Raw genomic sequence first — 17546 nt, 5'->3', positions numbered from 1 at the left:
GATATGCATATATCTGTCGCTCAATACAGTGAACTCTGCTACGGAAGAGCGTATTTGGACGGCAGACTGGTGCGAGCTGTGCCGGTGGAAGGAGGCGGGTATGCAGCACGGCCCCGCGGTGCGTCGGCGCAAGCTCGGCGAGGAGTTACGCGCCCTGCGCGACCGTACCGGACTCACCAGTGGCGACGCGGCGCGCGCCATGGGCTGGCACCAGTCGAAAATCAGCCGCATCGAAACCGGCCGGAGCGGCGTGAAACCGGAGGACATCGGCCGCCTCCTCGACGCCTACGGAGAGGTCGTCAGCCCCGAGCAGCGGGCCCTGCTGGAGGCCCTGGCGGTCTCGGCGGCCGGCCCCGGGCCCGGCGGCGGCAACGGCCGCGGCCGCCAGTGGTGGCACGACTACCGGGGCCTGCTCCCGCAGGAGTACCGGGACTTCATCAGCCTGGAGGCGGGGGCCCGGGCGGCCCGCACCGTGGAGCTCTCCGTGGTGCCCGGCCTGCTGCAGACCGCCGAGTACGCGCGGGCCGTCACCCGCGCCGCGCTGGGCGGGCTACCGGAGCCGAAGGTGGACGCGCTGGTCGACGTACGGCTGGCCCGGCAGGCGGTGCTGCGGGCCGAGCCCCCGCTGGAGCTGAGCGCCGTACTGGACGAGGCGGTGCTGCGGCGGCAGATCGGGGGGCCCGGGGTGATGGCGGCGCAGCTGCGACACCTGGTGGAGGTGGCGCGGTTGCCCCAAGTGCGACTGCAGGTGCTGCCGTTCAGCGTGGGGGGTCATCTCGGCCTGACCGGACCGTTCGTCATCTTCTCATTTCCGAACATTGCCGATCTGGATGTGGTGGTACTCGACCATTTGACGAGTAGCCTCTATCTGGAGCGGAAGGAAGACCTCGAGGCGTACAGCGCCGCGTTCCGCACCATCCAGGCGCACGCCCTCCCGCCCCAGGACTCGTCGGATCTCATCAGCTCCCTGGCTGACGACGCGCAAGGAGGCATCCCGTGTCCGCAACCCCCCTCTCCCCCGGCGGACTTCTGAACAGAGCGCGGTGGCGGCGCAGCAGCCGCAGCACCGGAATGAACAACTGCGTGGAAACGGCCGCCCTGGCCGGCGGCCTGCTGGCCGTCCGCGACTCCAAGCGGGCGGCCGGCCCGGCCGTGCTCTTCACCGGGCCGGCCTGGGCGGAATTCCTCGCCTCGGTACGGCCGGACGTGCCCGCATGACGGCCTAGGAGTCCGCTGAAGATCTTGCTCTGACCGCCCGGCTCACCCTGGATTGCCAGCAAATGTCGATCGTCCTAAAGCGGCGCAAGTCGGGCGCGATTTCAAGATCTTCAGGACGCTCCTAGGGCGCGTCCGTGGCCCCGGCCGGGGCGGTCCGCAGGATCGTCTCGACGGCCCGATCGATCTCGTCCCCCGTGAGATCGGCCCGGGCGGTCAGCCGCAGTCGGGAGATGCCGTCCGGCACCGACGGCGGCCGGAAGCAGCCCACGGACAGACCCGCCTCGCGGCAGTCGGCGGCCCAGCGCAGTGCCGCCGCGGCCGACGGGGCCCGCACCGACACCACGGCCGCGTCCGGCCGGGCCGCGGTCAGGCCGGACGCGGTGAGCCGCCCGTGCAGCAGGCGGGCCACCTCGCGGGCCTGCCCGGCGCGCTCCGGTTCGCGCCGCAGCAGCCGCAGGCTCGCCAGCGCCGCGCCCGCGGCCGCCGGGGCCAGACCGGTGTCGAAGATGAAGGTCCGGGCCGTGTTGACCAGGTGCCGGATCACCTTGGCGGGGCCGAGTACGGCGCCGCCCTGGCTGCCCAGGGACTTCGAGAGCGTCAGCGTGGCGACCACATCGGGCGCGCCCGCGAGCCCGGCGGCGTGCAGCGCGCCGCGGCCGCCCTCGCCCAGCACGCCCAGGCCGTGGGCGTCGTCCACGACCAGCGCCGCGCCCTCCTCGCGGCAGGCGGCGGCATAGCCGGCGAGCGGCGCCGCGTCCCCGTCGACGGAGAACACCGAGTCGCTGACCAGCAGTGCCCGGCCCTCGTGGGCGGCGAGCGTCTTGAGCGCGGCCTCCGGGTCCGCGTGCGGGACGACCGCGGTCGCGGCGCGGGAGAGCCGGCACCCGTCGACGATGGAGGCGTGGTTCCCGGCGTCGGAGACGACGAGGGTGCCGCGGTCGCTGAGCGCGGTGACGGCCGCGAGGTTGGCCGCGTAGCCGGAGGACAGCACGAGCGCGGCCTCGAAACCGCAGAACTCCGCGAGCTCCCGTTCGAGCTCCCCGTGCAGCTCCGTCGTGCCGGTGACCAGGCGCGATCCGGTGGCCCCGGCGCCCCACCGGGTCGCCGCCGCACAGGCTCCGGCGACCGTCTCCGGGTGCCGCGACAGGCCCAGGTAGTCGTTGCTCGCGAGGTCGAGCAGCGGCGAGTCGGCGGGGCGCGGGCGCAGGGTCCGCACGAGTCCGGCCTGCTCGCGGACCCGCTCCGCGGAGTCGATCCACGCGAACACGTCGTCGTGCTCGCGGTTGTGCTGGGGCATCTGGTCCTCGCGATTTGTCGGCAGTCCACAGGCGTCGCCCGACCCTAACGGCCGATACCCGAGTGTCTTGTGTGGCGATACACACACTCCGTTCCGGCCATGTTGTGCGATCTCTCCTTGGCCGGGAGTGGTCGCGTGGTCCAGGATCGCCCTCATGGATCTGCTGAACACCCTGGTGGACAAGGGACTGCGGCGCGAGCTGCCGACCCGCGAGGAGGCGCTCGCCGTACTGGCGACCTCCGACGACGACCTGCTCGACGTGGTGGCCGCGGCCGGCAAGGTGCGCCGCCGGTGGTTCGGGCGTCGGGTCAAGCTGAACTACCTGGTCAACCTGAAGTCCGGGCTCTGCCCGGAGGACTGCTCGTACTGCTCCCAGCGCCTGGGATCGAAGGCGGACATCCTCAAGTACACCTGGCTGAAGCCGGACGAGGCCTCTAACGCCGCCGCCGCCGGTGTCGCGGGCGGCGCCAAGCGCGTGTGCCTGGTGGCGAGCGGCCGCGGCCCGACGGACCGGGACGTGGAGCGCGTCGGCAAGACCATCGAGGCCATCAAGGAGCAGAACGAGGGCGTCGAGGTCTGCGCCTGCCTGGGCCTGCTGTCGGACGGACAGGCCGAGCGCCTGAAGGCGGCGGGTGCCGACGCCTACAACCACAACCTCAACACGTCCGAGTCGACGTACGGGCAGATCACCAAGACCCACACCTACGCGGACCGCGTCGACACCGTGCAGAAGGCGCACGCCGCCGGCCTGTCCGCCTGCTCCGGCCTGATCGCGGGCATGGGCGAGACGGACGAGGACCTGGTCGACGTCGTCTACTCGCTGCGCGAGCTGGACCCGGACTCGGTGCCGGTCAACTTCCTGATCCCGTTCGAGGGCACCCCGCTGGCCAAGGAGTGGAACCTCACCCCGCAGCGCTGCCTGCGCATCCTCGCGATGGTGCGGTTCGTCTGCCCCGACATCGAGGTCCGGATCGCGGGCGGGCGCGAGGTGCACCTGCGGGCCATGCAGCCGCTGGCGCTGAACCTGGCGAACTCGATCTTCCTCGGCGACTACCTCACCAGTGAGGGCCAGGCCGGCCAGGCCGACCTCGACATGATCGCCGACGCCGGCTTCGAGGTGGAGGGCGCCGGTACGCAGACCCTCCCCGCGCACCGCGCGGACGCCGCCGCGGCGGCCGCCGCCCACGGGCCGTGCGGTTCCGTGGCCGCGGAGGCCGGCTGCGGCTCGGCGTGCGGCGGCTGCTCCGGCCACGCGCAGGAGCCCGCGGCCGAGGCCGAAGCCGAAGCCGAGAGCGTCGTCGAGGCCTCCGTCGAGGGCGGGGCCGATCCGGTCCTGGCCCAGGCGCCGGCCGGCGAGGTGCGCTCCGACCTGGTGGCGGTGCGCCGCCGCGGCGCGGGGACGGACCTCGCCCCCAATGCCTGACCCGTACGTTCCGCTGCCGGCCGCCGAACTCCTCGCGCTGGACCGGCAGCACGTCTGGCACCCGTACGGCCCGATGCCCGGGCGGCAGGAGCCGCTGGTCGTCTCCTCCGCCTCGGGGGTGCGGCTGCGGCTCGCCGAACCCGCACAGGGACGGGACGAGCTGGTCGACGGCATGTCCTCCTGGTGGTCGGCGATCCACGGCTACAACCACCCGGCGCTCAACGGGGCCGCGGCCGACCAGCTCGGCCGCATGTCCCACGTGATGTTCGGCGGGCTCACCCACGAGCCCGCCGTCCGGCTGGCGGCGAAGCTGGTCGAGATCACCCCGGCCGGCCTGGAGCACGTCTTCCTCGCCGACTCGGGCTCCGTCTCGGTCGAGGTCGCGGCGAAGATGTGCCTGCAGTACTGGCGCTCCACCGGCCGGCGGTCCAAGACCCGGCTGATGACCTGGCGGGGCGGCTACCACGGGGACACCTGGACGCCGATGGCCGTCTGCGACCCCGAAGGCGGCATGCACGAGCTGTGGTCGGGCGTCCTGCCGAGCCAGGTCTTCGCGGACGTCCCGCCCGGCGGCTTCACCGCACCGGTGGACCCCGCGTACGTCGACCACCTGCGCTCCCTGATCGCCGCGCACGCCGACGAGCTGGCCGCGGTGATCGTGGAGCCGGTGGTCCAGGGCGCGGGCGGCATGCGCTTCCACAACCCGGGCTACCTGCGGGTCCTGCGCGAGCTGTGCGACGAGTACGACGTCCTTCTCGTCCTGGACGAGATCGCGACGGGCTTCGGCCGCACCGGCGCCCTGTTCGCGGCCGACCACGCCGGGATCACCCCGGACGTGATGTGCCTCGGCAAGGCCCTGACCGGCGGGTACCTGACGCTGGCGGCCACGCTGTGCACGCAACGGGTGGCGGCCGGCATCTCGCGGGGCGAGGTGCCGGTGCTGGCCCACGGGCCGACGTTCATGGGGAACCCGCTCGCCACCGCCGTGGCACTGGCCTCGGTCGAGCTGCTGCTCGGCCAGGACTGGCCGCGCGAGGTCAAGCGCATCGAGGCGGGGCTGCTGGAGGGCCTCGCGCCGGCGCGGGAGCTGCCCGGTGTCCGGGACGTGCGCGTGCTGGGCGCGATCGGCGTGGTCCAGCTGGACCACGAGGTGGACATGGCGGCGGCGACGGCGGCCGCGGTCCGCGAGGGCGTGTGGCTGCGCCCGTTCCGCGACCTGGTCTACACGATGCCGCCGTTCGTGACGGACGACGCCGACATGGCCCGGATCTGCCGCGCGGTGTGCGCGGCCGCGGAGGTGGGCTGAGATGTCCGTGATCATGGTGTCCGGAACGGGCACCGAGATCGGCAAGACCGTCGTCACCTCGGCGATCGCCGCGGCCGCTGCGGCCGCCGGCCGGTCGGTGGCGGTGCTCAAGCCCGCGCAGACCGGCCTGCCGCCCGGGGTGCCGGGCGACGCGGCCGATGCGGTCCGGCTGGCCGGGCCGTCCGTCACCGCCGTGGAACTGGCCCGCTATCCGGAGCCGTTGGCCCCGGACACGGCGGCGCGCCGGGCGGGTCTGCCGACGCTCTCCCCGGCCGAGATCGCGGAGGCCGCGGACGGGCTCGCCGCCTCCCACGACTTGGTCCTGGTCGAGGGAGCGGGCGGCCTCCTGGTCCGCTTCGACGAGGCGGGGCACACCCTCGCCGACGCGGCGCGGCTGCTCGACGCCCCGGTGCTGGTGGTCGCTCCACCGGCCCTCGGGACGCTGAACTCCACGACCCTGACCGCCGAGGCGCTGCGGGCCCGCGGGCTGGCCTCGCCCGGCGTGGTCATCGGCAGCTGGCCCGCCGCCCCCGACCTGGCCTGCCGCTGCAACCTGGCGGACCTGCCGGCCTCGTCCGGACTGCCGCTGCTCGGCGCGGTCCCGGAGGGCTCCGGAGCGCTGGCCCCGGAGGAGTTCCGGGCCGCGGCCCCGGCCTGGCTGCACCCGTCGCTGTCGGGCACGTGGTCGGCGGAGTCCTTCCTGGCGGCCTGGCCGGCCGGGTAGGACCGGTCCCCGGTCCCCGCCCGCGGTTCCCGTCGCGCCGCGCACCGCGGCTCCGAGCGCCCCGTCCCCGGGTTCCCCGGACGGGGCGCTCCGCGTTTCAGCCGGCGAGCGGCTTGACCCAGCGGGTCCAGGGGTCCTGGGGGTGGTACCCGGCCGCGTCCCACGCCGCGTGCGCCCGCTCGTTGCGGTCGAGCACCATCGCGTCGGCACGTCGTCCCCCGAGCGCCGCGAACCGCTCCTCGGCGGCCGCCAGCAGGGCCGAGGCGATGCCCCGGCGGCGGTGGTCCGGGTGCACGGCGAGCCGGTAGAGGTGGCAGCGCCAACCGTCGAACCCGGCGACCACGGTGCCGACCAGCTCCCCGTCGCGGCGGGCGAGGAGCAGCGCGTGCGGGTCGCGGGCGTGGAGCCGGCCGATGCCGGCGAGGTCGTCGCTGATGCTGGTCCCCTCGGCGGCGGTCTTCCAGAAGTCGAGCACGGCCGCGAGGTCGACGGTCGAGGCCGGGCCGATATGAAGATCACTCATGTTCGGGATCCCATCACCGGCGGTCACTCCACCAAAAGGATGACGCCCTCACTTTGCCTTTCCTTTACCATGGTGGGCATCCGGCCGAACTCCCGACGAGACCCCGCGAAAGGTGTGAGCGTCCACCGATGGACGAGCCCCCCAGTGACCGACACCGCCGTACCCGACACCGCGCGCTGCCCCTCCTCCTGGCCGATCCTGGGACGGAGGTGACGGACCGATGACCGAAGTGCTCCTGCTCGTCGTGGCGCTGCTGCTCTGCCTTGCCTGCGGGGTGTTCGTCGCGGCCGAGTTCTCCCTGACCACCGTCGAGCGCAGCGAGCTGGAACGGGCCGTCGAGCGCGGCGAGCGGGGCGCGGAGAGCGCCCTGGCCGCCGTCCGCAGCCTGACCTTCCAGCTCTCCGGCGCCCAGCTCGGCATCACCGTGACCGGCCTGATCATCGGCATGATCGCCAAGCCGTCGATCGCCGCCTTGCTCCAGGGCCCGTTCGAGGCCATGGGCCTGTCGGCCTCCGCCGCCTCCTCGACCGCTCTGGTCCTCGGCACCGTCCTGTCGACGGTGGTCCTGATGGTCGTCGGCGAGCTGGTGCCCAAGAACTGGGCGATCTCCTCCCCCCTGGCCATCGCCAAGCGGGTCGCGACCATGCAGCGGGTCTTCAGCCGGGCGTTCCGCCCGTTCATCAGCCATCTCAACAGCACCGCGAACCACCTGGTCCGCCGGCTCGGCCTGGAGCCGGCCGAGGAGCTCGCCTCCGCGCGCTCCCCGCAGGAACTGGTGGCCCTGGCCCGGCACTCCGCCAAGGCCGGCGCCCTGGAGCGGGACACCGCCGAACGCTTCGTACGGACCCTGAACCTCGCGGACCTGACCGCGGAGAACGTCATGACCCCCCGCGTCCAGGTCACCGCGCTCGACGTGCAGACCACCGCGGAGGACGTGGCCAACGCGACCATGGCGACCGGCCTGTCGCGCTTCCCGGTCTACCGCGGCAGCCTCGACACCGTCGTCGGCACCGTCCACATCAAGGACGTCCTGGCCCTGCCGGCCGAGGCACGCCACCGCCACCCGGTGGCACAGCTGCTGCGCCCGCCGCTGTTCGTACCGGAGTCGCTGACCGTGGACCGGCTGCTCGACCGGCTGTCCGGCAAGCAGACCATGGCCGTCGTCATAGACGAGTACGGCGGCACCGCCGGCGTGGCCACGCTGGAGGACATCATGGAGGAGGTCGTCGGCGAGGTGCACGACGAGCACGACCCGCTCGAGACCCCCGACCTGGCCCCGGCCGGCACCGACACCTCCGGGCGGGCGCTCTACTCCGCCGACGGTGCCGCGCGCACCGACCAGCTCCGGCAGATCGGGCTGCGCGTCCCGGACGGCCCGTACGAGACCCTGGCCGGGCTGATGGCGACCGCGCTCGGCCGGATCCCGGTCGTCGGCGACCGGGTGGACCTGGAGGGCTGGCAGCTCGACGTGGTCGACGCCAGCGGTCGCCGGGCCGCCCGCGTGCTGCTGCACGCTCCGGCCGGACCCCGGCAGGACCAGGGCGGGGAGGCCCACCGATGACGGCGCTGCAACTGCTGATCGGCCTGGCGACCCTGGTCGTCAACGCCTTCTTCGTCGGCGCGGAGTTCGCGCTGATCTCGGTCCGGCGCAGCCAGATCGAACCGTACGCCGAGCAGGGCGACCGGCGGGCCCGCTCCGTGCTGTGGGGCCTGGAGCACGTCTCCGCCCTGATGGCGGCGGCGCAGCTGGGCATCACCCTGTGCACCCTGGTGCTGGGCGTGGTGGCCGAGCCGGCCATCGCCCACCTGCTGACCCCGCTGTTCGACCTCGTGGGCGTACCGCACGGGCTGACGCACGTCATCTCGTTCACGGTGGCGCTGACGCTCGCGACGTACCTGCACATGCTCTTCGGCGAGATGGTGCCGAAGAACGTGGCCCTGTCCGAGCCGGTGCGCACCGCGCTGCTGCTGGGCCCGCCGCTGGTCGCGGCCACCCGGGCACTGCGCCCGGTGATCTTCGCGGTGAACGCCTTCGCCAACACGCTGCTGAAGCTGCTGCGGGTCGACGCGAAGAACGAGATCTCCGCGACGTTCTCCGACGACGAGCTCGCGCGGATCGTGAAGGACTCCAGCGAGGCGGGGCTCATCGACGACCGGGCCAGCGAGCGGCTGCACGACGCCCTGGAGCTGGGCCGGCGGCCCGTCACCGACGTGGTGCTTCCCTCCGAGCGGGTCGTCGCGGCCCGGACGGGCCTCACGCCGGCCGGGCTGGAGCGGCTCTCGGCCTCGTCCGGCTACTCCCGCTTCCCGGTGCTCGACGAGCAGTCGAAGATCCTGGGGTACCTGCACGTCAAGGACGCCCTGGACGCGGACGGGCCGGAGCGGGAGGAGCCCTTCCCGGTCTCGGCGCTGCGGCCGATCGCACAGATCCGGGCGGAGACCCCGCTGGACGACGTGCTCACCGCGATGCGGCGCAGCCGGACGCACCTGGCGGCGGTCCTCGGACCGGACGGGACGATGGCGGGGCTGGTGACGATGGAGGACGTGCTGCGCGAGCTGTTCGGGCGCCCGGCCTCCACCTGATCCGTACCGCGCGGTAGCATCGCTGCGCCATGGGGATCAATGCGTCTTACACCAGTTTTGTCGCGGTCGGCGACTCCTTCACCGAGGGCATGTCCGACCTGCAGCCGGACGGCTCCTACCGGGGCTGGGCCGACCTGCTGGCGGCCCGGCTCGCCGCGCGCGAGCCGGGCTTCCGCTACGCCAACCTCGCGGTCCGCGGGAAGCTGATCGGGCAGATCGCCACGGACCAGGCCCCCCTGGCGGCTGCGATGCGCGCCGACGTGGTGACCCTGGTGGGCGGGCTGAACGACGCCCTGCGGCCCAAGGTCGACATGGGCCGGGTCCGCGGGCACCTGGAGGAGGCCGTCGGCCTGCTGGCACCCTCCTGCACGACGCTGGTGCTGATGCGCTCGCCCGGGCGGAACGGCCCGGTGATGGAACGCTTCCGGCCCCGGATGGAAGAGCTCTTCGGCTTCGTCGAGGAGCTCGCCTCCCGGCACGGCGCCCTCGTGGTCGACCTGTACGGGGCCCCGGTGCTCGGCGACCCGCGGCTGTGGGACGTGGACCGGCTGCACCTGACGCCCGAGGGCCACCGGCGGGTGGCCGAGGCGGTCTGGCAGACTCTGGGACTGCCGCCGGAGGAGGACTGGCGCGCCGCCCTGCCTCCCGCCGAGCGGCCGGGCTGGGGCGAGCGCCGCTCCCAGGACCTGAGCTTCGCCCGGCAGCACCTGCTGCCGTGGATCGGGCGCCGGCTGACGGGCCGCTCCTCCGGGGACGGCCGCCCGGCCAAGCGCCCGGAGCTGCTGCCGTACGGGGCCTGCGCGGGAGAGCGGCTCTCGTAGCAAGGCACAATCCGGGGCGGGGGTCCGACCTGCGCAATCGCACAGCAGCGACCCCAGTAGAATCCCTACACGTGACAGCCAAGCCCCGCATCCCCAATGTCCTGGCCGGCCGCTACGCTTCCCCGGAGCTCGCCGTCCTGTGGTCCCCCGAGTACAAGGTGACGCTGGAGCGGCGGCTGTGGCTCGCCGTGCTGCGCGCCCAGAAGGACCTCGGCATCGAGGTTCCCGACGCCGCCCTCGCCGACTACGAGCGCGTCCTGGAGACCGTCGACCTCGCCTCGATCGCCGAGCGCGAGAAGGTCACCCGGCACGACGTGAAGGCCCGCATCGAGGAGTTCAACGCCCTCGCCGGCCACGAGCACGTCCACAAGGGCATGACCTCCCGCGACCTCACCGAGAACGTCGAGCAGCTGCAGATCCGGCTCTCCCTGGAGCTGGCCCGCGACCGCGCGGTCGCCGTTCTCGCCCGCCTCGGCAAGCTGGCGGGCGAGCACGCCGAGCTGGTCATGGCCGGCCGCTCCCACAACGTGGCCGCGCAGGCGACCACCCTCGGCAAGCGGTTCGCCACCGCGGCCGACGAGCTGCTGGTCGCCTTCGACCGGCTGGAGGACCTGATCGGCCGCTACCCGCTGCGCGGGATCAAGGGCCCGGTCGGCACCGCCCAGGACATGCTCGACCTGCTCGGCGGCGACGCTGCCAAGCTCGCCGACCTGGAGCAGCGGATCGCCGACCACCTCGGCTTCGCCCAGGCCTTCACCTCCGTCGGCCAGGTCTACCCGCGCTCGCTCGACTACGACGTGGTCACCGCCCTCGTGCAGCTGGCCGCCGCCCCGTCGTCCATCGCGAAGACGATCCGCCTGATGGCCGGCCACGAGCTCGTCACCGAGGGCTTCAAGCCGGGCCAGGTCGGCTCTTCCGCGATGCCGCACAAGATGAACACCCGCTCCTGCGAGCGCGTGAACGGCCTCATGGTCATCCTCCGCGGCTACGCCTCGATGACGGGCGAGCTGGCCGGCGACCAGTGGAACGAGGGCGACGTCTCCTGCTCCGTGGTCCGCCGGGTGGCGCTGCCGGACGCGTTCTTCGCCTTCGACGGCCTGCTGGAGACCTTCCTGACGGTCCTCGACGAGTTCGGCGCCTTCCCGGCCGTCGTGGCCCGCGAGCTCGACCGCTACCTGCCGTTCCTGGCCACCACCAAGGTCCTGATGGGCGCGGTGCGGGCCGGCGTGGGCCGCGAGGTCGCCCACGAGATCATCAAGGAGCACGCGGTGGCCTCCGCGCTCGCGATGCGCGAGCAGGGTGCCGAGCGCAACGAGCTGCTGGACAAGCTGGCCGCCGACGAGCGGATGCCGCTGGACCGGGCCCAGCTGGACGCCCTGATGGCCGACAAGCTGTCCTTCACGGGCGCAGCCGGCAGCCAGGTCTCGACGGTGGTCTCCCGCATCGAGGCCATCGCCAAGCAGTACCCGGAGGCCGCCGGGTACGCGCCGGGGTCGATCCTCTGACCCGCGCCGATCTCGAAGCCGCCCGCGACCGCCTCGTCCCCGACGTGGTCGCGGGCGGTCTGCGCGTGTTGTTCTGCGGGATCAACCCGAGCCTCCTCTCCGCCGCGACCGGGCACCACTTCGCCCGTCCCGGCAACCGCTTCTGGCCCGTCCTGCACCTGGCCGGTTTCACCCCGCGCCGTCTGGCCCCGGCCGAGCAGGAGGAGCTGCTGACCTACCGCCTCGGCATCACCAACGTCGTCGCCCGCGCCTCGGCCCGCGCCGACGAGCTGAGCACCGAGGAGCTGATCGAGGGCGGCCGCATCCTCCGGGCCAAGGTGGAGCGCCTGCGCCCCCGCTGGCTGGCCGTAGCAGGCGTGACCGCCTACCGGACAGCCTTCGGGGAGAAGCGGGCCGCCATAGGCCCGCAGGACCGGACCATCGGCGACACCCGCATCTGGGCCCTCCCCAACCCCAGCGGTCTCAACGCCCACTGGACCGCGGGGACCATGGCCCGGGAGTACGCCCGCCTCCGCGAGGCCGCCGAGTCCGAGCCGGACGTCTAGGGCGGGTCGATCACGGTGACCGCGGCCATCAGCTGCGGCGAGTGGTCGGCCCCCCACCGGGCCGTGTACAGGGCGACCCAGCGGTCCCCGGCCCGCCACAGGTGCAGGTGGTCGCTGGTGTGCCCGATCTCCTGCCAGGGCTCCGGCACCTCCTCGTGCCCGTCGCGCAGGACCAGTCCGGCAAGGCTGAAGGTGTCGGGTCTCCCCCACCGCTCCTCCAGCCGCTGGGTCAGGGCCTCGTACTCGGCGACCACCTGGTCCTCGTGCGCCGCGCGGTCGGCCGCGTCCTCGTCCCCGTACCACCGGCTCCCGCCCAGCTCGGCGAGGTGGTACCCCGGTCCGCTCGTCCCCACGTCCGACCGGCCGCGCTCGGCGGGGAAATCCCTGGCCCGCAGCCGGTCGATCGTCTCGAGATGCTGTGCCGTGGTCATGTCGTCAGTATTCCGGCGACCACTGACAACTGGCCTTCCGTCACGAACGTCAGGCGTCGCGTCGCCGAACCGCCAGCCAGCCGCCGGTCAGGGCAGCGCCCGTCCACAGCGCCATCACGCCCAGGCCGGTCCACGGGCCCAGCTCGCCCCACGGCTCGACGCGCATCACCATCTGACCCGCGCGGTCCGGCAGGTACTGGGCGGCCCCGCCCGCGACGTCGCCCACGACGAAGGAGATGACCAGGATGAAGGGTATGAGCACGCTGAGGGTCGCGGCAGCGCTGCGGAACACGGCCGTGAGGCCGGCGGCGAACAGGGACATCAGGGTCAGGTAGAGCCCGCAGCCGATGACGGCGCGGAGCGCGCCCTCGTCCCCCAGGCCGATGGCGTACTGGCCCATGAAGGCCTGGCCGCCGAGGAAGGTCGCGAAAGCAGTCGCCTCACCGACCAGGAAGGAGAGCCCGCCCACCGTGAGCAGCTTCGTGAGGTAGAAGCGGGCGCGGTTCGGCACCGAGGTCAGGGTGATCCGCAGGGCGTTGTTGTGGAACTCGCTCGAGAAGGCGTTCGCGCCGAACGCGATGGCCGCCGTCTGTCCGAAGAGGAGGCCGTAGAAGGCGGCGAACATCGGGTCGGATCCCATGCTGCCTTCCTCGGCGGTCCCGATGGCGGCAGCGGTCAGCATCTGGACGCCGGTGACGGCCACGAAGGTCGCGACGAGCGGCCCGAAGGTGCTGCGCAGCGAACGTATCTTGATCCATTCGGCGTGCAGGGCGGCTCGGGTGGGCAGGGCGGTGGTGGACATGGCGCGTATTCCTCCGGTCGTGGTCAGTGGGTGGCGGCGAACTCGCCGTGGTCGGCGGTGAGGTCGAGGTAGGCCTGCTCCAGCGAGGCCCGCTCGTCGGAGAGTTCGAGCATCGGGATGCCCTCGCGGGCGGCGAGGGCGCCGAGCCGCTCGGCCTGCATCCCGTCGACGGTCCAGCGGCCGTCGGCGGCCTCGGTCAGCTGGAAGCCGTCCCGGGCGAGGGTGGCGCGCAGACGGATCGGGTCGGAGGTGCGCAGCCGCACCCGGGGGGTGCTCCGCGCGTCGATGAAATCCTCCATCGACGTGTCGGCGAGGAGCCTGCCGCGGCCCAGGACGACCAGGTGGTCGACGAAGGAGGCGGTCTCCGACATCAGGTGGCTGGACACCAGGACCGTCCGCCCTTCGCGGGCGAGGCCGCGCATCAGCTCGCGGATCCAGATGATGCCCTCGGGGTCCAGGCCGTTGGTGGGCTCGTCCAGCAGCAGGACGCCGGGGTCGCCGAGCAGGGCGGCGGCTATGCCCAGGCGCTGCCGCATCCCCAGGGAGTAGGTCTTGATCCGCCGCTTCGCGGCGGACGCGATGCCGGCCTGCTCCATGACCTCGTCCACCCGGCGCACCGGGATGCCGTTGCTCACGGCCAGGGAGAGCAGGTGGTCCCGGGCGGTGCGGCCGCCGTGGGCGGCTTGGGCGTCCAGCAGTGCGCCGACGTGGAGCAGTGGCTGCTGGAGGTCGGTGAAGCGGCGGCCGCCGATGGTGGCGGTTCCGGAGGTGGCCCGGTCCAGTCCGAGCAGGAGCCGCAACGTGGTGGACTTGCCGGCACCGTTGGGGCCCAGGAAGCCGGTGACCCGGCCGGGCAGGACGTCGAAGGTGAGGTGGTCCACGGCCCTGGTCCTGCCGTATTCCTTGGTCAGTTGACGGATCTCGATGCGGTTCATGGCTCAAGGTTCGCCGTCGGCCCCGCTCCCTCTCTTCCCCCGCGCGGGGGGATCGTCTCCCCCGTGCGGGGGAGACGGTCGTGATCGTCCTGCTGTCACGATGGGGGCATGCACCGATTGATCACAGCGCCCCTGCGACCACTGACGTACAAGCGTTGGCTGCACCTGTGCGTGCCCGTGCTGCTGGTGGCGGTGTGGATGTTCATAGAGGACCAGATCCCGTGGGCTCCCGCTCTGATCATCGCCCCGTTCGGTCTCGTCCCCTGGATGCGGACGGCGGAGGGACTCCAGGCGCAGTTCCTGCTCACCCCGTACGACCGCGGGTCCGAGGAGAGCGCCATATCCACGGTTGCCTCGAAGCGCTGGGGCGACCGCTGGCGGACCGTGTTGTGGCTGGAGATACGGCTGGCGCTGGGGTTCGTGGCCATGTTCGCCACGGTGTGGTTGCCGGCGTTCACCGTCGAGTTGCTCACCACTGCGTTCGGCTATCCGATACGCGGGGACATCATGCTGCCGGTGGTGCCGCCGCCGTGGCTGGCCGCCGTGCTCACTCCGCTGCCGCTGGTCGTGCTGTTCGTGACCGTGTTCCTGATGGGCGAGCTGATCACGGCCATCGCGACCCGGCTGTTGGGGCCTTCGTCTGCAGAGCGGCTGTCCGTGCTGGAGGAGCGGACCGAGCGGCTGCTGGAGCGGACCCGGATCGCGCGCGAGCTGCACGACACGATCGGGCACGCGCTGACCGTGGCCGTGGTCCAGGCCGGGGCGGCGCGGGCGGCCGGCGATCCGGCTTTCACCGAGCGGGCGTTGACCGCGATCGAGGAGACCGGCCGGACGGCTCTCGAGGACCTGGACCGGGTCCTGGCGGTACTTCGGGACTCCGGCCCGCGGCCCTCGCAGCGGCCGACGCTCGCGGACGCGGACCGGCTGCTGGATTCGACCCGGGCCTCCGGGGCCGAGGTGGACGCCCGGCTGAGTGGTCCGCTGGAGTCGTTGCCCGGGCCCGTCACCCGGGAGGCGTACCGGATCCTGCAGGAGGCGCTCACGAACGTGTTGCGGCACTGCGGTCCGGTCCCGGTCGAGGTGCGGGTGGAAGTGACCGGAGGAAAGCTGGAATTGGAGGTGTCGAATCCGTTGCCCGAGGGGCAGGGTTCCCCCGGCGGAGGCAGCGGCAGCGGTCTGCGCGGCATGCAGGAGCGGGCCGCGCTGCTCGGCGGCGCGGCCGAGTCCGGTCCGTACGAGGGGAGATGGCGGGTGCGCGCCCGGCTTCCTCTCAGCACATAAGCTGAACGGATGCCGGTTACCGTACTGCTCGTCGACGACGAACCCCTGGTGCGCGCGGGTCTGCGCGCCGTTCTCGATGCCCAGCCCGACATCGAGGTGGTCGGCGAGGCCGCCGACGGGGCGGCCGTGGTCCCGCTGGTCCGCCAACTGCGGCCGGACGTGGTGGCCATGGACGTGCGGATGCCGCTGCTGGACGGGATCGAGGCGACCAAGGCGGTGCTGAAGAGCGTCGACGAGCCGCCGAAGATCCTGGTGGTCACCACCTTCGAGAACGACGAGTACGTGTACCGGGCGCTGCGGGCGGGCGCGGACGGCTTCCTGCTGAAGCGGGCCCGCCCGTCGGAGATCGTGCACGCGGTGCGGCTGATCGCGGAGGGGGAGACGCTGCTCTTCCCGACCGCGGTGCGGTCGCTGGCCGCGGAGTACGGGAGCACCGGGGCGCGGGCCCGGCTGGAGCGGGCCGCGCTGACCGAGCGGGAGGAGGCGGTGCTGCGGCTGATGGCGCGGGGGCTGACCAACGCGGAGATCGCGGCCGAGATGTTCGTGGGGACCGAGACCGTGAAGTCCCATGTGAGCGCGGTGCTGTCGAAGCTCGGCGCGCGGGACCGGACCCAGGCGGTGATCGCGGCGTACGAGTCGGGCTTCGTCGTCCCGACCTGACCGACCACCGCCGACCACCGCCGACGCCAAGGGCCGCCAAGGACCACCCCGCACCGCCCCGGAGCGCCCCGGACCGGCGGGGGCGCATCTCGCTGCCGCGGCGGGTGCGCAGTACGATCCGGCTGACAGGCTCGCCAGCTGGGAGGACAGACGTTGGGGCAGCTGACCGGCGGAGACCCCTCTCTGCTCCGGCGGATCAATTCGGCCGTGGTGCTGCGCGCACTGCGCGCCGCCCAGTCGCCGACCCTCACCGACCTCACTCGGGTGACCGGGCTGTCCCGGCCGACCGTCGAGGGCGTCGTGGAGGGTCTGATCGGTACCGGACTGGTCGTCGAGGCCGACGCGGACGGGGGTGCCCGTCGCCAGGGGCGGCCGGCCCGCCGCTTCAGGTTCCGGGCCGAGGCCGGGCACCTGCTCGGCATCGAGATCGGCTCCCACCGGATCGCGGTGCTGCTGTCCGGGCTGGACGGGCGGGTGATCGGTGCCGGGACCAAGGACGTCGCCGAGACGGCGTCCGCCGACGAGCGGCTGGAGCGCGTCCGGGCGGCGGTGGCCGATCTGCTGCGCCGGGCCGGCGTACCCCGGGACTCCCTGCGGGCCGTCGGGGTCGGCAGCCCCGGCATCGTCGAGGCGGACGGCACGGTCCGCCTGGGCACGGCCCTGCCCGGCTGGACCGGACTGCCGCTCGGGGACCGGCTGCGGCGCTCCTTCCGCTGCCCGGTCCAGGTGGAGAACGACGCCAACGCGGCGGCCCTCGCCGAGCACTGGAAGGGGGCCGCGCAGGACGCCGACGACATGGTGTTCGTGATGGCCGGCCTCAGCCCGGGGGCCGGCTCGCTGATCGGCGGCCGGCTGCACCGCGGCTTCGGCGGGGCCGCCGGCGAGATCGGTGCGCTCCACCTGCTGGGCCGCGAGGCCACGCCCGAGCGGCTGCTGTCCACCACGGGCGAACCGTTGCACCCGCTGGACGAGCAGGCCGTGGCGGAGGTCTTCGCGATGGCCGGGCGGGGCGACGAGCAGGCCGTGGCCGCAGTGGAACGGTTCATCCAGCGCCTGGTGCACGACGTGGCGGCCCTGGTCCTGGCGATGGACCCGGAACTGGTGGTGGTCGGCGGCTGGGCGGCCGGCCTGGACGGGGTCCTGGACCCGCTGCGCCGGGAGCTGGAGCGCTACTGCCTGCGTCCCCCACGGGTGGCCCAGTCCCTGCTCGGCGAGGCGGCGGTGGCCACCGGGGCGCTGCGGCTGGCGCTGGACCAGGTGGAGGCGGAGCTCTTCGCCGTGGAGATGACGGTCACCGCCCGCCGCCGCTGAGCCGCGCCCCGCCCGACCCCGGCCCCGCCCGGGCTCGGGCCCGCCCGCCCGCCTCATGCGTACGGCCCCCTCCGGCGGGTGCCGGGCTTGGGTTCTAACGGTCCTCGCAACACCCGCGATCTGTGGGAGTTGCGAGGACCGTGGGCGTTGAGCGGGTTGATCTTGCGGGGCTGAGGGAGCG

The 17546-nt window shown here is 73.2% G+C and carries 18 protein-coding genes; 13 read left to right on the top strand and 5 right to left on the bottom strand.

Features of this window, described 5'->3' with window-relative positions:
- Positions 1-100: 100 nt before the first annotated feature.
- Positions 101-1033, top strand: coding sequence for a helix-turn-helix domain-containing protein (locus tag ACZ4VL_RS31340; RefSeq protein WP_361097630.1), 933 nt, complete (start codon positions 101-103; stop codon positions 1031-1033).
- Positions 997-1218, top strand: a complete 222-nt coding sequence (locus ACZ4VL_RS31335) for a DUF397 domain-containing protein (RefSeq protein WP_468206672.1) — start codon at positions 997-999, stop codon at positions 1216-1218. The genes ACZ4VL_RS31340 and ACZ4VL_RS31335 overlap by 37 nt, the downstream gene beginning before the upstream one ends.
- Positions 1219-1339: 121 nt before the next feature.
- On the opposite strand, the gene ACZ4VL_RS31330 is transcribed toward ACZ4VL_RS31335, so the two are convergent.
- Complete coding sequence (locus tag ACZ4VL_RS31330) at positions 1340-2515, bottom strand: 8-amino-7-oxononanoate synthase (protein ID WP_468206670.1); 1176 nt, start codon at positions 2513-2515, stop codon at positions 1340-1342.
- Positions 2516-2669: 154 nt separating this feature from the next.
- On the opposite strand from ACZ4VL_RS31330, the gene bioB reads away from it, so the two are divergent.
- Genes bioB through bioD form a run of 3 tightly spaced genes read left to right on the top strand, consistent with a single transcriptional unit; the run spans position 2670 to position 5968 of the window.
- On the top strand, positions 2670-3938 hold the full coding sequence (gene bioB / locus ACZ4VL_RS31325) for a biotin synthase BioB (protein WP_468206667.1): 1269 nt from the start codon (positions 2670-2672) through the stop codon (positions 3936-3938).
- Positions 3931-5244: an adenosylmethionine--8-amino-7-oxononanoate transaminase gene (locus ACZ4VL_RS31320; RefSeq protein ID WP_468206665.1), complete on the top strand. Its 1314-nt coding sequence runs from the start codon at positions 3931-3933 to the stop codon at positions 5242-5244. Before bioB ends, ACZ4VL_RS31320 begins: the two co-directional genes overlap by 8 nt.
- Before the next feature lies 1 nt (position 5245).
- The gene (gene bioD / locus ACZ4VL_RS31315; RefSeq protein ID WP_468206662.1) at positions 5246-5968 is read left to right on the top strand and encodes a dethiobiotin synthase; all 723 of its coding nucleotides are present in this window, start codon (positions 5246-5248) and stop codon (positions 5966-5968) included.
- Between the two features lie 97 nt (positions 5969-6065).
- Here bioD and ACZ4VL_RS31310 read toward each other — a convergent pair whose 3' ends face one another.
- Positions 6066-6491: a GNAT family N-acetyltransferase gene (locus ACZ4VL_RS31310; protein WP_468206659.1), complete on the bottom strand. Its 426-nt coding sequence runs from the start codon at positions 6489-6491 to the stop codon at positions 6066-6068.
- Positions 6492-6711: 220 nt separating this feature from the next.
- Here ACZ4VL_RS31310 and ACZ4VL_RS31305 point away from each other — a divergent pair, with 220 nt between their 5' ends.
- The 5 genes from ACZ4VL_RS31305 to mug all read left to right on the top strand — a co-directional run bounded on the left by ACZ4VL_RS31305 (position 6712) and on the right by mug (position 11945).
- On the top strand, positions 6712-8052 hold the full coding sequence (locus tag ACZ4VL_RS31305; protein WP_468206658.1) for a hemolysin family protein: 1341 nt from the start codon (positions 6712-6714) through the stop codon (positions 8050-8052).
- Positions 8049-9074, top strand: coding sequence for a hemolysin family protein (locus ACZ4VL_RS31300; protein ID WP_468206655.1), 1026 nt, complete (start codon positions 8049-8051; stop codon positions 9072-9074). The genes ACZ4VL_RS31305 and ACZ4VL_RS31300 overlap by 4 nt, the downstream gene beginning before the upstream one ends.
- 29 nt (positions 9075-9103) lie before the next feature.
- Positions 9104-9895 carry an SGNH/GDSL hydrolase family protein gene (locus ACZ4VL_RS31295; protein ID WP_468206652.1) on the top strand — a complete coding sequence of 264 codons (792 nt, stop codon included), beginning with the start codon at positions 9104-9106 and terminating at the stop codon, positions 9893-9895.
- Between the two features lie 71 nt (positions 9896-9966).
- Positions 9967-11400, top strand: a complete 1434-nt coding sequence (gene purB / locus ACZ4VL_RS31290) for an adenylosuccinate lyase (protein ID WP_385845353.1) — start codon at positions 9967-9969, stop codon at positions 11398-11400.
- Positions 11397-11945 (top strand): G/U mismatch-specific DNA glycosylase, encoded by a 549-nt coding sequence (gene mug, locus ACZ4VL_RS31285; protein WP_468206727.1) that lies wholly within the window; start codon positions 11397-11399, stop codon positions 11943-11945. Before purB ends, mug begins: the two co-directional genes overlap by 4 nt.
- Here mug and ACZ4VL_RS31280 read toward each other — a convergent pair.
- The 3 genes from ACZ4VL_RS31280 to ACZ4VL_RS31270 are packed head-to-tail and all read right to left on the bottom strand — an operon-like array spanning position 11942 to position 14113.
- Positions 11942-12376, bottom strand: coding sequence for a hypothetical protein (locus ACZ4VL_RS31280; RefSeq protein ID WP_468206649.1), 435 nt, complete (start codon positions 12374-12376; stop codon positions 11942-11944). The genes mug and ACZ4VL_RS31280 overlap by 4 nt on opposite strands.
- 49 nt (positions 12377-12425) lie before the next feature.
- Positions 12426-13178, bottom strand: a complete 753-nt coding sequence (locus tag ACZ4VL_RS31275; RefSeq protein ID WP_468206647.1) for an ABC transporter permease — start codon at positions 13176-13178, stop codon at positions 12426-12428.
- 23 nt (positions 13179-13201) lie between these two features.
- The gene (locus ACZ4VL_RS31270) at positions 13202-14113 is read right to left on the bottom strand and encodes an ABC transporter ATP-binding protein (RefSeq protein ID WP_468206644.1); all 912 of its coding nucleotides are present in this window, start codon (positions 14111-14113) and stop codon (positions 13202-13204) included.
- Positions 14114-14221: 108 nt separating this feature from the next.
- Here ACZ4VL_RS31270 and ACZ4VL_RS31265 point away from each other — a divergent pair, with 108 nt between their 5' ends.
- The 3 genes from ACZ4VL_RS31265 to ACZ4VL_RS31255 all read left to right on the top strand — a co-directional run bounded on the left by ACZ4VL_RS31265 (position 14222) and on the right by ACZ4VL_RS31255 (position 17365).
- The gene (locus ACZ4VL_RS31265) at positions 14222-15394 is read left to right on the top strand and encodes a sensor histidine kinase (RefSeq protein ID WP_468206641.1); all 1173 of its coding nucleotides are present in this window, start codon (positions 14222-14224) and stop codon (positions 15392-15394) included.
- A gap of 9 nt (positions 15395-15403) precedes the next feature.
- Positions 15404-16054, top strand: a complete 651-nt coding sequence (locus ACZ4VL_RS31260; RefSeq protein WP_385845336.1) for a response regulator transcription factor — start codon at positions 15404-15406, stop codon at positions 16052-16054.
- A 153-nt stretch (positions 16055-16207) separates the two neighbouring features.
- Positions 16208-17365 (top strand): ROK family transcriptional regulator, encoded by a 1158-nt coding sequence (locus tag ACZ4VL_RS31255; protein WP_468206638.1) that lies wholly within the window; start codon positions 16208-16210, stop codon positions 17363-17365.
- Positions 17366-17546 lie beyond the last annotated feature (181 nt).

It is taken from the genome of Streptomyces sp. NPDC029014 (genome assembly GCF_055564695.1).
The sequence above is the reverse complement of the archived record's forward strand: the minus strand, read 5'-3'. Positions and strand labels throughout refer to the sequence as shown.

Bases quoted from the DNA above. Each gene is read 5' to 3' on its own strand.
- ACZ4VL_RS31340 (WP_361097630.1), top strand. From the start codon at position 101: ATGCAGCACGGCCCCGCGGTGCGTCGGCGCAAGCTCGGCGAGGAGTTA.
- ACZ4VL_RS31330 (WP_468206670.1), bottom strand. From the start codon at position 2,515: ATGCCCCAGCACAACCGCGAGCACGACGACGTGTTCGCGTGGATCGAC.
- bioB (WP_468206667.1), top strand. From the start codon at position 2,670: ATGGATCTGCTGAACACCCTGGTGGACAAGGGACTGCGGCGCGAGCTG.
- ACZ4VL_RS31320 (WP_468206665.1), top strand. From the start codon at position 3,931: ATGCCTGACCCGTACGTTCCGCTGCCGGCCGCCGAACTCCTCGCGCTG.
- bioD (WP_468206662.1), top strand. From the start codon at position 5,246: ATGTCCGTGATCATGGTGTCCGGAACGGGCACCGAGATCGGCAAGACC.
- ACZ4VL_RS31310 (WP_468206659.1), bottom strand. From the start codon at position 6,491: ATGAGTGATCTTCATATCGGCCCGGCCTCGACCGTCGACCTCGCGGCC.
- ACZ4VL_RS31305 (WP_468206658.1), top strand. From the start codon at position 6,712: ATGACCGAAGTGCTCCTGCTCGTCGTGGCGCTGCTGCTCTGCCTTGCC.
- ACZ4VL_RS31300 (WP_468206655.1), top strand. From the start codon at position 8,049: ATGACGGCGCTGCAACTGCTGATCGGCCTGGCGACCCTGGTCGTCAAC.
- ACZ4VL_RS31295 (WP_468206652.1), top strand. From the start codon at position 9,104: ATGGGGATCAATGCGTCTTACACCAGTTTTGTCGCGGTCGGCGACTCC.
- ACZ4VL_RS31280 (WP_468206649.1), bottom strand. From the start codon at position 12,376: ATGACCACGGCACAGCATCTCGAGACGATCGACCGGCTGCGGGCCAGG.
- ACZ4VL_RS31275 (WP_468206647.1), bottom strand. From the start codon at position 13,178: ATGTCCACCACCGCCCTGCCCACCCGAGCCGCCCTGCACGCCGAATGG.
- ACZ4VL_RS31270 (WP_468206644.1), bottom strand. From the start codon at position 14,113: ATGAACCGCATCGAGATCCGTCAACTGACCAAGGAATACGGCAGGACC.
- ACZ4VL_RS31265 (WP_468206641.1), top strand. From the start codon at position 14,222: ATGCACCGATTGATCACAGCGCCCCTGCGACCACTGACGTACAAGCGT.
- ACZ4VL_RS31260 (WP_385845336.1), top strand. From the start codon at position 15,404: ATGCCGGTTACCGTACTGCTCGTCGACGACGAACCCCTGGTGCGCGCG.